The organism is Janibacter sp. HTCC2649 (assembly GCF_000152705.1).
Classification (GTDB): domain Bacteria; phylum Actinomycetota; class Actinomycetes; order Actinomycetales; family Dermatophilaceae; genus Knoellia.
In genome coordinates this window covers 1,425,414-1,439,539 of the sequence record NZ_CH672413.1, presented here as the reverse complement: position 1 = coordinate 1,439,539, position 14,126 = coordinate 1,425,414, and the positions used below count along the sequence as shown (strand labels likewise).

At 69.2% G+C, this 14,126-nt stretch carries 12 protein-coding genes; 9 read left to right on the top strand and 3 right to left on the bottom strand.

Annotation, left to right across the window (positions count from 1 at the left end):
* The first annotated feature begins 17 nt into the window (after window positions 1-17).
* The 4 genes from JNB_RS06770 (at window position 18) to JNB_RS06755 (ending at window position 5,154) form a co-directional block, all read left to right on the top strand.
* Window positions 18-320, top strand: a complete 303-nt coding sequence (locus JNB_RS06770) for a thiamine-binding protein (protein ID WP_040883634.1) — start codon at window positions 18-20, stop codon at window positions 318-320.
* 127 nt (window positions 321-447) lie between these two features.
* Window positions 448-3,612 (top strand): FtsX-like permease family protein, encoded by a 3,165-nt coding sequence (locus JNB_RS06765; RefSeq protein WP_009775684.1) that lies wholly within the window; start codon window positions 448-450, stop codon window positions 3,610-3,612.
* A 14-nt stretch (window positions 3,613-3,626) separates the two neighbouring features.
* The gene (locus JNB_RS06760) at window positions 3,627-4,463 is read left to right on the top strand and encodes an ABC transporter ATP-binding protein (RefSeq protein ID WP_050766681.1); all 837 of its coding nucleotides are present in this window, start codon (window positions 3,627-3,629) and stop codon (window positions 4,461-4,463) included.
* Window positions 4,447-5,154, top strand: a complete 708-nt coding sequence (locus tag JNB_RS06755) for an ABC transporter ATP-binding protein (RefSeq protein WP_148232341.1) — start codon at window positions 4,447-4,449, stop codon at window positions 5,152-5,154. Before JNB_RS06760 ends, JNB_RS06755 begins: the two co-directional genes overlap by 17 nt.
* Window positions 5,155-5,246: 92 nt before the next feature.
* On the opposite strand, the gene JNB_RS06750 is transcribed toward JNB_RS06755, so the two are convergent.
* Entirely contained in the window at window positions 5,247-6,722 is a 1,476-nt protein-coding gene (locus JNB_RS06750; protein ID WP_202795218.1) for an MFS transporter, read from the bottom strand.
* Window positions 6,723-6,804: 82 nt separating this feature from the next.
* On the opposite strand from JNB_RS06750, the gene JNB_RS06745 reads away from it, so the two are divergent.
* Window positions 6,805-7,260 carry a MarR family winged helix-turn-helix transcriptional regulator gene (locus tag JNB_RS06745; RefSeq protein WP_009775680.1) on the top strand — a complete coding sequence of 152 codons (456 nt, stop codon included), beginning with the start codon at window positions 6,805-6,807 and terminating at the stop codon, window positions 7,258-7,260.
* Between the two features lie 343 nt (window positions 7,261-7,603).
* Here JNB_RS06745 and JNB_RS06740 read toward each other — a convergent pair whose 3' ends face one another.
* Together JNB_RS06740 and JNB_RS06735 are read right to left on the bottom strand one after the other, a co-directional pair.
* Window positions 7,604-8,947, bottom strand: coding sequence for a 6-phospho-beta-glucosidase (locus JNB_RS06740; RefSeq protein ID WP_009775678.1), 1,344 nt, complete (start codon window positions 8,945-8,947; stop codon window positions 7,604-7,606).
* Entirely contained in the window at window positions 8,944-9,702 is a 759-nt protein-coding gene (locus JNB_RS06735) for a DeoR/GlpR family DNA-binding transcription regulator (RefSeq protein WP_009775677.1), read from the bottom strand. Before JNB_RS06735 ends, JNB_RS06740 begins: the two co-directional genes overlap by 4 nt.
* Before the next feature lie 121 nt (window positions 9,703-9,823).
* Here JNB_RS06735 and JNB_RS06730 point away from each other — a divergent pair, with 121 nt between their 5' ends.
* Genes JNB_RS06730 through JNB_RS06715 form a run of 4 tightly spaced genes read left to right on the top strand, consistent with a single transcriptional unit; the run spans window position 9,824 to window position 14,071 of the window.
* Complete coding sequence (locus tag JNB_RS06730; RefSeq protein WP_009775676.1) at window positions 9,824-11,017, top strand: PfkB family carbohydrate kinase; 1,194 nt, start codon at window positions 9,824-9,826, stop codon at window positions 11,015-11,017.
* A complete protein-coding gene (locus JNB_RS06725) occupies window positions 11,014-12,372 on the top strand; it encodes an extracellular solute-binding protein (RefSeq protein WP_009775675.1) in 1,359 nt (452 codons plus the stop codon). Before JNB_RS06730 ends, JNB_RS06725 begins: the two co-directional genes overlap by 4 nt.
* Complete coding sequence (locus tag JNB_RS06720; protein ID WP_009775674.1) at window positions 12,372-13,268, top strand: carbohydrate ABC transporter permease; 897 nt, start codon at window positions 12,372-12,374, stop codon at window positions 13,266-13,268. The genes JNB_RS06725 and JNB_RS06720 overlap by 1 nt, the downstream gene beginning before the upstream one ends.
* Window positions 13,268-14,071: a carbohydrate ABC transporter permease gene (locus tag JNB_RS06715; protein WP_009775673.1), complete on the top strand. Its 804-nt coding sequence runs from the start codon at window positions 13,268-13,270 to the stop codon at window positions 14,069-14,071. The genes JNB_RS06720 and JNB_RS06715 overlap by 1 nt, the downstream gene beginning before the upstream one ends.
* The last annotated feature ends 55 nt before the right edge of the window (window positions 14,072-14,126 follow it).

The following is a 14,126-nucleotide window of genomic DNA, read 5'->3' as shown; positions in this document are numbered from 1 at the left end:
CGGCATACGGTGTCGTCATGCTTGTTGCTTTCTCCGTGTCCCCGTCCGGTTCCGATGACCAAGGAGGGGTGACCGAAGCCGTCGCCGAAGCGGTGCGCATCGTCCGCGAGAGCGGTCTGCCCAACCGCACCGACTCGATGTTCACGACCATCGAGGGGGAGTGGGACGAGTGCATGGCCGTCGTCAAGGCCTGTGTCGACGCCCTCGCTGCTCACGGACCGCGCGTCGGACTCGTCCTCAAGGCCGACATCCGACCGGGTCGCACCGGCGAGCTCGAGGGCAAGCTCGACCGCTTGGAAGCCGTGCTCCAGCACGACTGACCCGACGTGACAAAGTTTCGAAACTGTCACGGTTGTCGGCAGAAGGTCAGGCCGTCCCGACCCCCTCGTTAGCGTGGCCGAGGTGCGAGTGACGCATCGACGACCGAGACCCGGGGGGACCTGACGCATGTGGAAGGCGATTCGCTACCGCGGCGGTCAGTCCCTTGTCCTCATCCTCATCTCGGCCTTGGTCGCCACATGCGCGGCCTTCGCGCCGCTCTTCTCACGCTCGATCGACCAGGCGCTGCTGCGCGCGACGCTGGGTCGGATGGAGGCCTCTGACCTCAAGCTCGGCGTGCTGGCCAGTCGCACTCAGGACGAGACGCTTGCCGCGGGTGCGGTCGAGGGGGCCATGCCCGCGAACCTCCTGCGGTGGTACGAACCAGGCCTGTCGATGACCACGGACGACACGCAGGTCGTGCCCGTCGCGGGCAAGAAACCGTCGCCGGTGCGCCTCGTGGCGCGCGACGAGGTCTGCGAGCACGTCACGCTGAGCGTGGGAGCGTGTCCGACGAAGCCGAACGACCTGCTCGTCTCCGCGGCCGACGGCAAGGTCTGGGGATGGAAGGTCGGGACGGCGCTCACGGTGCCCAACGACCTCGGCCAGTCCGTGGGCTACACGATCTCGGGGCTCTACACCGTCAAGGGCGAGCCTGACTACTGGCTTCGCACCGAGCTGCAGGGCAAGTCCGGCAACCTCATCGAGTTCGGTGACCTCGTTCCCGGGATCGACGACTTCATCGTCACGCCCGAGGGGGTCGAGAAGGGCTGGCAGGACGCGCAGCTGTCCGTCGACTACCGGCTCAAGACGTCCGCGATCACCCTCGACTCGCTCGCCGAGGCGGGTGCTGCGGTGGCGGCGCTGCGCCCACCCAACCAGGCCAGTGTTGACAGCCCGCTGCCCGAGATCGCCACCCAGGTCGACGACGGTCAGACGCTCGTCCGCCAGCTCGTTCCCCTGCTCATCGCGCAGCTCGTGGCCGTGGCGCTCGCCGTGCTCGTGCTCGTCGCGGGAGCCGCTGTGGCACAGCGCCGCCCGGAGATCGCCGTGTCCCGTCTGCGGGGCCGGAGCCGGGACGCAAGCCGTCGGTTGGTCATGGCCGAGCTCGGCTTCACCGTGCTGCTCGGGCTGCCGCTCGGACTCTTGCTCGCCGTCGGGCTGAGCGAGGTCGTGCGGCGTCTCATCCTGCCGCCGGGCGTGCCGTTCGAGCTGGGGTGGCAGGTGCCGCTCGCCGCTGCCGTTGCCGGGCTCGCCTCCCTCGCAGTCGTGTATGCCGCCGCGCGGCCGGTTCTGCGTGAACCCATCGCCTCGCTGCTCCGGCGGGTTCCACCGGTCACCGCTGCGCGCACGTTGCGCGTGGGCGACGTCATCCTCGTCGTCCTCGCCGCCGTGGGCGTCGTCGGCATCGTCACCGACCAGATCACCGGGCCGATGGCGATCCTCACCCCGACGCTCCTCGCCCTCGCGGCCGGGGCGCTGCTGGGTGCGGTGGTGGTCGTCGTGGCGACTCGCCTGGGTCGGCGAGCCCTGGATTCGGGCAGCCTGGGGTCGGCGCTGGCAGGGCTGGCCATCGCTCGGCGCCCCACGACGCGGCACGTCCTCTTGGTCGTCACGGCGGTGTCGGCCCTCGTGGTCTTCGCGGCCGATGCCGTGGCCGTCGCCGATCGCAACAGGGAGAGTCGCGCCGAGCTCACGGTCGGCGCTTTCGGCGCATTGCGCACCGGGTCCAAGGACCCCACAGCCGTCGCTCGTGTGGTCGACCAACTTCCGCTCGGGCAGCGAGAACACGCGATGCCGGTCGGGATCGTGAGCCAGCGGGACCCCGACTCGACGACGACCCTCGCCGCGCGCCCGGAGCAGTTGCGCCGGATCGCCTATGCGCCGAGTGCCCAAGCGCCTCTCGCCCTCGACAGGATCGCCCTGCCCGACCAGCCACCGGTGCAGCTCAAGGGCAACCGAGTGACGGCCAGCGTGACCTTTGCCGTGGCGCCGCTCGGCTACGGCTTTGGCGCGCGACCGGCCGACGTCCCGCCGGAGGACTGGCAGCCGGCGACGGTGTCGGGGACGCCGTTGCGTCTCGGCATCAGTGTGACCACTCCGGAGGGTGAGGTCCTGACCCGCGACCTGGGGGCGTTGCCGGGCCAGGGCAAGGGCACGGTGGCGTTGGACGCACCGCTGCTCTGTCCACAGGGCTGTCGCCTGCAGTCGCTCTGGCTGCGACTCGACGTCGGCGAGAGCAACCCGGGTCTCGAAGCCGTCCGGGGATCCATCGACATCTCTGGGCTGGCCCTCGACGGCAAGAGTCTGGGCATCGACGCCGTGGGTGGGTGGCTGCGGCCCCGTGGCGACGCCGAGAGTCCCAGTGGGAGCAGCGGACAGGTCGTCATCGACCCGGCGACGGGGTTCCCGGTCGAGATCTCGGGACCACCGACGGACTCCATCGCGCTGGCAGCCGGGCCTGCCGCTGGCCTGCGGCTGACCTTCACCAACACCGGCCGCATCGCGGCCATCAACCGGGCCGATGCCCCCACGCTCATTCCGGCCCTGCTGTCGGGACGCGTCCCCGTCGGCGGGACGGCTGAGCAGTTCGACATCCAGAGCCTCGCCGGTCGGACCACCCCGGCAACGGCCGAGCAACTCCTCCCGGCACTGCCTTTCGTCGGGAACCGCGGAGCCCTCGTCAATCTCGACCTCATGCTCCGCATCGGTGGGCGCCTCCCGCCGACCGGGTCGATGGAGGTCTGGATCGACGACCAGTTCCCTGGTGGGGTGGCCGGTGCGGAGAAGGCTCTGCGTGCTGGTGGCCTCGAGATCCTCGGCACGCGCTCGCAGGCGGAGGACAAGCGACTCCTCGATGAGTCGGCCACCGGCTGGGGCCTGTTGCTCGGACTGTTCACCGCGGTCCTCTCGCTCCTTCTTGCCGCAGTCATGCTCGTCGTCGTGTCGATGACGACCGGGCGCATCGTCACCCGCGACATCGCTGCGCTCCGGGTGGCTGGTGTCTCCGGTCGAGACCTGCGGCGCGCTGCCGTGCGCGAGGCGTTGGCGCCGGTCCTCGTCGCAGCCGTCGTCGGAGCCCTCTGTGGAGTCGTGGGATCCGTGCTGGCCGTCCCACTCATCCCGTTGTTCGACACCCCGGCGCCAGTGCCCGCCCTCGACCTGTCACCCGCCTGGTTCGTCATGGGCCTGGCCTGGCTGGTCGCCGTCCTCGTCCTCGCCCTGGTGTCGTCGGTCCTGGCCCTGCGCGCCTCCCGACAGGGAGATTCCGATCGACTGAGGGAGGCGTGGTGACCGGACTTCCCGTCATGACAGCCGGACTGGTGCACATCTATCGGGCCGAGCACCACGACGTCGCGGCGCTCGCAGGAGTCGACCTGTCGGTACAGGCGGGCGAGATGGTCGCGCTGCTCGGGCCCTCCGGCGCGGGCAAGTCCACCCTGCTGACGTTGTTCGGCGGTCTCCTGCGGCCGAGCGCGGGTCGGATCCGGATCGGGGACCACGAGCTGTCGCGCATGTCGGAGCAGGACCTCGACTCCCTGCGCGGCCGCGACGTCGGCATCGTGCTGCAGGGCGCGTCCCGCAACCTCATCCCGCACAAGACGATCCGCGAGAACGTCGCCTTCGCGCAGGGCTCAAGCCGCGGTCGCGGACAGGACATCGCTCCCGTCGACGAGATCCTCGACCTCGTTCGACTGCGTGACCGTGCCGACACCCCACTCTCATCGCTCACGCCCGGCGAGCTGCAGCGCGGTGCGCTCGCGGTGGCCGTCTCGACGCGGCCGGGCCTGCTCCTCGGCGACGAGCCGACGAGTCAGCTCGACCACGAGGCCCGGGACCAGGTCCTCCAGACGCTGAGTGACATCAACTCGACGTGGGGGACGACGATCATCGTCGTCACCCACGACCCCGACGTGGCAGCGCGTATGCCGCGTACCGTCACGATCCGTGATGGCCGGGTCGGAGCCGAAGGCCGTGAGGGGGAGGAGTTCGCCGTGGTCTCGGCCGATGGCTCCGTGCCGCTGCCACCTCATGTGTTGGCGACGTTGACGCCGGGCACACTCGTCCGTCTCGTGGAGTCGGAGCAGGGCTGGACTTTGGTCAGGGACGAGCTCGAGGAGGTGCCCGATGGGGAAGCACTCTGAGCACGGCCATCGCGGGGCGGTGTCCGGACACGACGGTGCCGTGCGGGATGGTCAGCCGGCTCGCGTCGACGTGCGCGCGGTCACCGTGACCTATGGCGAGGTCACCGCTCTGCACGCGGTGTCGCTTGTCGCCGCCCCCGGCGAGTTCGTCGCGATCACGGGTCACTCGGGTGCGGGCAAGACCACCCTCATCAACGCGATCGGCGGGATCGTCCCGCTGGCATCGGGCGCGATCGACCTCGGGCGGGGGAGCGGTCACTCACTCGACCCCAGCGCGGTGGCGATCATCCCGCAGGGCAACGGACTCGCGAGCGTGCTCACGGCATACGAAAACGTCCTTGCTCCACTGCGAGCACGAGGACACGATCCCAAGGATGCGGCGGCCCGTGCCACGCAGGCGCTCGTCTCCGTGGGGCTGGGCGAGTCGGGGACGCACCTCGTCGAGGAGCTCAGTGGCGGCCAGCAGCAACGTGCTGCTGTCGCTCGCGGGCTCGCCATCGGTGCCCGGGTGCTGCTCGCCGACGAGCCCACGAGCGAGCTCGACCACGACAATCGCGAGCGGGTCCTGGACCTCATGCGGGCCCAGGCCGACGCCGGAGCGATCGTCATCATGACGACGCACGACCCCGAAGCAGCCGCACGCGCCGATCGCGTCATCGAGCTCGACGACGGTGAGGTCGTCCAGCACTGACGTGCAGCTCGACCTGCGACCTTCGTGCCCCGCACGGACAGGCTCGCTGGCGCTCGCGTGTCCGTGCGGGGCACGAAGTGGGTGGTGCGGGGTCAGGCTGGGACGGCTGCGTGCTCGATGCTCTCCTCAGCCGCACGGCTGGCTCGCGTGGGGATCGCCATGGCGACCCCGGCGGCCACGAGGGCGACGGCTGCACCGAGGAGAAGGCCCGTCCGGAAGCCGGTCTCACTGGGCAGGGACACCGGACCGAAGTCGGTCGTCATCTGCGCCAGCACGACACCGACCACGGCTGCCGAGAGGGACGTGCCCACCGAGCGCATGAGGGTGTTGAAGCTGTTGGCCGAGCCGGTCTCCGACATGGGGACCGAGCCCATGATGAGGGCCGGCATCGCGCCGTAGGCCAGTCCGACACCGGCGCTGCAGATGCAGACCGCGATGAGGATGCCCCAGGTCGAACCCATGAGGACGACCGCGGCGAGGTAGCCGATCGAGACGACGAGGGCGCCGAGAGCGAGCGTGATCCTGGGTCCGCGCAGGTGTGAGAGCTTCGCGCCCAGAGGTGAGATGAGCATCATCATCAGGCCGCCGGGTGCCATCCACAGACCCATCTGGAACATCGACTGTCCGAGCCCGTAGCCCGTCTGGGACGGGATCTGGAGCAGCTGCGGGAGGATCAGCATCTGGGCGTACATGGCGAAGCCGAGTACCAGTGAGGCGATGTTGGTGAGCAGGACGACGGGACGCGCGGTGACCCGCAGGTCGACCAGGGGAGCGGCGGTGCGCAGCTCGAACCAGCCCCAGGCGAGGAGCACGACCACGGAGGAGACGAGCAGGCTCACCGTGGTCGGGGAACCCCAGCCCCAGTCGCCGCCCTTGGAGACGCCGAGCAGCAGGCAGACGAGGCCGATGCCGAGGCCGACTGCGCCGATGACGTCGAACCGGGCGCGTGGGCCTGAGGAGGTGTCGGCCGAGGCGGCCGGGATGAGGGTAGCGATGAGCACGCAGATGAGCAGAGCCATTGCGGCCGCGCCCCAGAAGAGCACGCGCCAGCTGGAGTTCTCGGCGACGGCCGCAGCGATGGGGAGGCCGAGCGCGCCACCGACGCCCATGGAGGCGCTCATGAGGGCGATTGCGGTGCCGAGCTTCTCGGCGGGGAGGATGTCGCGCATCGCACTGATGCCGAGTGGGATGAGGCCCATGCCCGCGCCCTGCAGGCCGCGACCGATGATCATCGGCACGACCGAGGCTGCGAGGGCGCAGACGACTGAACCGGCGACGAGCGCGGAAGCACAGACGAGCATCATCCGGCGCTTGCCGTAGAGGTCACCGAGGCGACCGCTCACGGGAGTGGCGACGGCGGCGGTCAGCAGGGTGACGGTGATGACCCAGGAGGCATTGGAGGCACTGGTCCCGAGGATGGTCGGCAGGTCGCCGATGAGTGGGATGACGAGGGTCTGCATGAGCGATGCCGTGATGCCCGCGACGGACAGCACGAAGATGATGGCGCCGGACGGGACCGCGGGCGGAGTCATTGCGGCCCGTGGTTCGGCGGGGAGGGTGGTGGTCATAAAGTGCACGATACACATCATGTGCATCATGCACAAAACTTGTGCGTTAGACTCCGGCGAACCGCCACAGGAGGAGGGATGAATGGTGAGTGATCCGTACAAGAACATCGAGCTCGAGACACTGCTGCTCGGTCGCCATCTCTCTCCCATCTACCGCGATGAGCTCGGTCGTCAAAAGCTCGACCGGAGCGCCTACACGTTGCTCACGCGACTGCAGCTCCAGGGCCCGATGTCCATCGGCCAGCTGAGCGAGGCGTTCGGCCTGGACGCCTCGACCCTCAACCGGCAGACCGCCGCGATGCTGCGCGACGGCCTGGTCGAGCGCATCCCCGACCCCGAAGGTGGGGTGGCGCGCAAGTTCCTCGTCACCAGGGCAGGCAAGGACCGACTCGCAGGAGACCGGCGTGCCAACATCCGCGGACTCCGCAAGGTGCTCAGCGACTGGACCGACGAGGATGTCGAGCAGTTGGCCGAGCTCCTGGGCCGCTTCAACGCCGACATCGAGTCGCGGGACGGCCGTCCCTGGCCGCGCGCCTGACCTCAAGCCGTTGCGGTCACGCCGCCCTGGTCTTTTCCTCTTCGTGCCCCGCACGGACAGTCGTCTCTGCGCTCCTGATGTCCGTGCGGGGCACGAAGAGGGGGTCGCTCAACGCCGACATCGCGTCGCGGGACGGCCGTCCCTGGCCGCGCGCCTGATCCCAGGCCGTCGCGGTCACGCCGCCCTGGTCTTTTCCTCTTCGTGCCCCGCACGGACAGTCGTCGCTGCGCTCCCTCATGTCCGTGCGGGGCACGAAGAGGGTCGCTCCTGATGTCCGTGCGGGGCACGAAGAGGGTTGCTCCTGAGGTCCGTGCGGGGCACGAAGAGGGTTGCTCGGGGCGGGTCAGGTGTCGGCGAAGAGGGCGGCCAGCTCGGGGTGGGCTCTGCGGTAGCCCTCGAACAAGGACCGCGCCGTCGAGACCGAGTCGACGAGCGGGTGAAGTGCGAAGGCCTTGATCGCGGCCTGCCGTGAGCCGGTGGTCGCTGCCTCGATGACGAGCCGCTCGACGGCCTTGACCTGCTGCATGAGACCGAGCATGTGGCCCTCGACGGGGGCGAGCGGAATCGCGTGAGGACCCTCGCTGTCGACGACGCACGGGATCTCGACCACGGCACTGTCCGGCATACCCGGAACGGCTCCGCCGCCACGGATGTTGAGGATCATCGACGACGTCTCGCCATGGCTGATGGCCGCCATGATCGCCAGGGCGACGCCCTCGTATCCGCCGCCGGCCACGTCGGCCTCATCCCGCTCCTCGTCCTCGGCGCGGGCCTCGCGCATGTAGGTCGCGTCCCGCTCCTCGCGCACCCGGTGCCACTCGGTGGCGGCGTTGTCGGGGTGGCTCGCGACGGCCACGTAGAAGGCGTCCTGCTGGTCGCGCAGGAACTCGCCGCGGGTCTGCGCTGCGGACAGGATCGCCGCTCGGGCCTCTGCGCTGAAGTAGTAGTAGTACAGGTACTCGTTGGGGATGGCGCCCAGTGCCTGGATCCACTCCGTGCCGAAGAGGCGCCCCTCCTCGAGGGTCCGGAGAGCCGCTGGGTCAGCGAGGAGCCGGGGGAGGTGGTTGGTGCCATCGACGCGCAGGCCGCGCAACCAGCCGAGGTGGTTGAGGCCGACGTAGTCGATTGCGGTTGCCGCCGGTTCCAGGCCAAGTGCACCAATTGCCCTGCGTGCCAAGGCAATGGGCGAGTCGCAGATGCCGATGACGCGGTCACCAAGGACCCCTTGCATCGCCTCGGTGACGATGCCGGCGGGATTGGTGAAGTTGATGAACCACGCGTCGGGCGCCACCTCACGGGCGCGTCGGGCAATGTCGAGGGCAACCGGGACGGTGCGGAGGGCGTAGGCGAGTCCACCAGGGCCGGTCGTCTCCTGGCCGAGGACTCCGAGGTCGAGCGCCACCCGCTCGTCCAGCGTGCGCCCCACGAGGCCACCGACGCGGATCGCGGAGAAGACGAAGTCGGCGCCGCGCAGGGCCTCGTCGAGATCGGTCGTGGCCGTGACCAGGGGCGCGTTGGCGAAGGAGGCGCCAGCTTGCGTCAGCACCTGGGTGACAGCCGCGAGGCGACCCTCGTCGAGGTCGTGGAGGACGACCTCGGTGACCCGCCCCTCGGAGTCGTCGCGCAGAAGCGCGCCGTGGACCAGGGGGACGCGGAAGCCCCCGCCGCCAAGGATCGTCAGCTTCATGAGATCACCACCTCCACGCCGCGTTCACGGCATTCGTCGAGAATGAGCGAGTCGGCCTCCGCGGTGGTGACGAGCACGTCGACCTGGTCCACCCGGCATACGCGCAGGGTTCCGGACCCGGGGATCTTGTGGCCGTCCGCGACGAGGACCACCTCGCGGGCGGCGGCGATGAAGGCTCGCTTGACCGGGACCTCGACGAACGTCGAGTCCATGACCTGGCCGCCGCTGGAGATGCCGCTCGTGCCGATGAAGGCGCGATCCACGCCGATCTGGTGGACCGCGTCCTCGGTGAGGACCCCCACGAGTGAGTGGTAGGACCGCCGCACCATCCCGCCGAGCAGGATGAGCTCGACCGACTCGTCGAAGCGGAGGACGTCGAGGACCGCGAGGCTGTTGGTGACGACGGTGATGGCTCGTCCCCGCAGCTCGCGGGCGAGGAGTGCCGTGGTCGTCCCGATGTCGAGGGCGACGACCTCGCCGTCCCTCACACGTGCGGCTGCGGCCGCGGCGACGAGCGACTTCTCGTGGGCGTCGGCGCGGGCCACGGCGTCAAAGGGGCGCGTCGTGTCGGGGTCGGAGGCCGTCACGGCAGCACCGCCGTGAACCCGGGTGAGCACCCCGGCGCGGTCGAGCTGGAAGAGGTCGCGGCGGATCGTCGACGCGCTCACCTCGAGTGCGCTCGAGAGCTCGCTGACCGACACGGTCCCGCCCTCACGCACTCTGGCCACGATCTCGCTGTGCCGTTGCACCTTCACGTGACGCAACGTACCAAGAGCGCGCAGTTTCAGCCATGGCTGGACCGTGTGAGACACCTGTGAGCACGAGAGACCCGAACAAACGCGCAAAAACACGCAATCTGCCCTTGCGGTGGCGGCGATGTCGGGACACGATGACGAGGTGCCGGTGGACCACGTCTTTGACCCGCTCGCGTCACTGCGCCGTGACGACGACCCGGTTGTCGACGTCTTCGTGCAGGGCATGGTCTTCCTCGACATCATCTTCACCGGGCTCACGGCGATGCCCAAGAACGGCACCGAGGTCTGGGCCGAGGGCATGGGTTCGTGCCCCGGTGGCATCGCCAACCTCGCCGTGGCCGCCTCCCGCCTCGGGCTCAACACGTCACTCGGCGCGGCCTTCGGCGACGACGACTACGGCGAGTTCTGCTGGCGCTCCCTCGAGCAGGAGCGCATCGACCTCTCGCGGTCCCAGCGCTACCCGCACTGGCACACCCCGGTCACCGTCTCGGTGTCGGTCTCGGGGGACCGTCGCATGATCACGCATGGGCACGACGCGCCCCAGACGGCGACCGAGATGATCGGAACGGCGCCGCGGGCGCGGTCGGTCCTGATCGACCTCGACGCCGACCGGCCCCTGGGCGACGGGCACCCAGAGCGGCAGTGGGTCGAGCAGGCAGCCGCTGGGGGCGCGCTGCTCTTCGCCGACGTGGGCTGGGATCCGAGCGGACAGTGGTCGCCCACGGTCCTGGAGCAGCTCCAGCACTGCCACGCGTTCATGCCCAATGCCGTTGAGGCCATGGCCTACACGCGCACCGACTCGGCTCACGACGCGCTGTATGCCCTCGCCGACCTCGTTCCCCTGTCCGTGGTGACCAACGGCCGCGATGGTGCGTTGGCCATCGACTCCGCGACGGGAGAGGAAGCCTCCGTCCCGGCCCTGCGTGTCGACGCGATCGACCCGACCGGGGCCGGCGACGTCTTCGACGCGGGGATCCTCGTCGGCAGCCTGGCCGGGTGGCCACTACTGGACCGGATGAACTTCGCCACGCTGTGCTCCAGCCTCGCCGTGCAGGAGTTCGGCGGCTCTCTCGCGGCACCGGGCTGGGGTGACCTGGCCGACTGGTGGCAGCGGGTGAGGCGTCAGCCGACCTCCAACGCCGCGGCCCGATCCGTGCAACGTCGCTTCGCCTTCCTCGACGACCTCGTCGCCGAAGTTCCTCCGGGCGCCGTGCGCCGGGCGGCGGCGACGATCGCCAAGCTGTCCGATGCCCAGGTCCCCACCAACTCCCGCACCAACAACCCCTCTGCACCGCTCACCGAGGAGACACCATGACCCGCACCCGCACCTCTCTGGTTGCCCTCACAGTCGGGGCCGGGCTCGCCCTCGGCGCCTGCGCGCCGGGTGGCTCGGGCGCCAAGAACGACGCGTCGCCCACCCCGTCGGGCGCCGTGAAGACCGATGCCGCCTCCCTGGGCGACGTCACCCTCACCGTCTGGGACCAGGAGGTGCGCGGCGGTCAGGCGAAGCAGATCGAGACGCTCAACGCCGAGTTCCAGAAGAAGTACCCCAACATCAAGATCAAGCGCGTCTCCCGCTCCTTCGACGACCTCGTCAAGACGCTGCGGCTGGCGCTCACCGGCGCCGACGCGCCAGATGTGGTGCAGGCCAACAACACTCGCTCGCAGATGGGGGAGTTCGTCAAGGCAGGACAGCTCGTCAACCTCGATCCCTATGCCGCGGCGTACGGCTGGGACAAGCGCTATCCGCAGTCGGTGCGCAACGTCGCGTCGTACTCACCCGACGGCAAGACCTTCGGCTCCGGCTCCCTGTTCGGTATGCCGCAGGTCGGCGAGGTCGTCGGCATCTTCTCCAATGACGCCAAGCTCAAGACCCTGGGCATCAACCCGCCCAAGACCTGGGCCGAGTTCGATGCGGCTCTCGCGACGGCGAAGTCCAAGGGCGAGGTCCCGCTCGTCCTCGGCAACCTCGAGAAGTGGCCCGCCGGACACGTCTTCGGTGTCGTGCAGGGCCGCTTCACCAAGGCCGACGACATCCGCAAGCTCGGCTTCGGCCAGACCGGCGGCAACTGGGTGACTCCGGAGAACACCAAGGCGGCCCAGACCCTCGTCGACTGGGTGGACAAGGGCTACTTCAGCTCGGGCTTCAACGGTCAGGACTACGACCCCGCGTGGCAGGGCTTCACCAAGGGCAAGGGCGTCTTCCTCATCGCCGGCTCGTGGCTGCAGGCCGACCTCTCGGCGGCGATGAAGACCGACGTGAAGTTCTCGCTCCCTCCGGCACCCGAGGCGGGCGGCGCTGCCGTCACGACGGGTGGCACGGGCCTCCCCTTCGCCATCACCAACAAGGCCAAGAACAAGGACGCCGCCGCGGCCTACATCAACTACCTCACCACTCCGGACGCGATGAAGGTGCTCGCGGACAACGGCAACCTGCCCGTCGTCGAGACAGCGGCGCAGAAGGCGCCCGACGCCCTCGCGACCGACGTCTTCTCGGCCTTCGGTGCGGTCTCGTCCGACAACGGGCTCGTGCCCTACCTCGACTGGGCCACCCCGACGATGGGTGACACCCTCGGGGCCACGCTCCAGGACCTCCTCGCCAAGAAGGTCACACCCGAGAAGGCCCTCGAGGCGCTGCAGAAGGACTACGGCGACTTCACCGCCAAGTGATGGCAGGTCGCACCCGGGCGCTCGGCCCGCCGGGAGTACCCCGGCGCATCGGTTACCTCTACGTCCTTCCTGCCTTCCTCGTGTATGCCGCGTTCGCCCTCTATCCGTTGCTCAAGGCCGTCTACTTGTCCCTTTTCGACTGGGACGGGCTGACCGTCGGTACGTGGGCCGGGCTCTCGAACTACCAGGAGGTCCTGACCGACGAGCGGCTGCGGGCGTCGTTCGGCCACGCGCTCGTGCTGATGTTCTTCTTCGCCGTCGTGCCGCTGTTCGTCGGCCTCGTGCTGGCGTCGGTCCTGCACCGGGCGAGCGTGCGCGGGTTGGGGTTCTTCCGGACCGTGGTCTTCCTGCCGCAGGTCGTGGCGATGGTCGTCATCGCGGTGGCCTGGCGCCGGATCTATGCGCCCGACGGGACGATCAACTCGGTGCTGACCTCGGTCGGGCTCGAGTCCTGGACGCGAGGATGGCTGGGGGAGTACGTCTTTGCGCTGCCAGCGGTCGGGCTGATCGGCACGTGGTTCGAGAGTGGGCTGGTGACGGTGCTGCTGCTGGCCGGGATGGGGCGCATCCCCCGAGACCTCTACGAAGCGGCCCGGCTCGACGGCGCGGGAGCGGTCAAGGAGTTCTTCGCGGTCACCCTGCCCTCGGTGCGCGGCGAGATCGCGGTCGCGCTGACACTGACGGTCATTGCCGCGCTCAAGACGTTCGACCTCATCTACATGACCACCTCCGGCGGGCCGGGGCACACGACGACAGTGCCGAGCTATGAGGTCTATCGGCAGGCGTTCGAGCTCGGCCAGGTCGGCCTCGCGTGCACCATCGGTGTCGTCCTCACGGTGATCATCTTCGCGATCAGCTTCGCCATCACTCGCGTCGGCGACAGGGTGACCGACTGATGAAGGTCTCGACGTCCGAGCGCACGATGAACTACGTCATCCTCACGGCGTTCGCCATCTTCGCGATCTATCCGATTCTCAGCATCGTCATCGCCGGTCTACAGCCCGATGCTGAGGCTCCGGGTGGGTTCGGCAACCTCACGGCGGCGTGGGAGATCGGTCGCTTCGGCAGCTACCTGCGCACCAGTCTCTTCGTGTCGGCGTTCGTCGTCACGGTGAGCACGGTGCTGTCCGTCCTCGCCGGATTCGCCTTCGGGACAATGCGATTCAGGGGCGCTGACGCGCTGTTCTACCTCATGCTCATCGGCATCATGATGCCTGCGGAGGCCATCGTCGTGCCCCTGTTCTTTGACCTGCGAGCACTCGGCCTCACGGACACCTTCTGGGCCATTGCCCTGCCGCAGGTGGCCCAGTCCGTGGCCTTCGGGACGTTCTGGCTGCGCGCCGCCTTCCGGTCGAGTTCGCGCTCGCTCATCGAGGCGGCCCGCCTCGATGGTGCCTCGACGAACCGCATCCTCTGGCAGGTGCTCGTCCCGCTCGCCCGCCCCGCGATCGTCACCCTCATCGTGCTGACCTTCATGTGGACCTGGAACGAGTTCCTCATCCCGCTCGTCATGATCCCGACCAACGAGGCACTGCGCACGGCTCCGCTGGGCCTCGGCTTCTTCTCCGGTCAGTACACCCAGGGCTACGCCCTGCTCGCGGCCGGAGCGACGATCGTCGCCCTGCCCGTCGTCATCGTCTACCTCTTCCTCCAGCGGCACTTCATCGCCGGGATGCTCGAGGGGGCCGTCAAGGACTGATCCTGTCGCCGCCCCCTCAGCGCCCGCGAGGACGACGGCTCAGAGCTCGACCAGT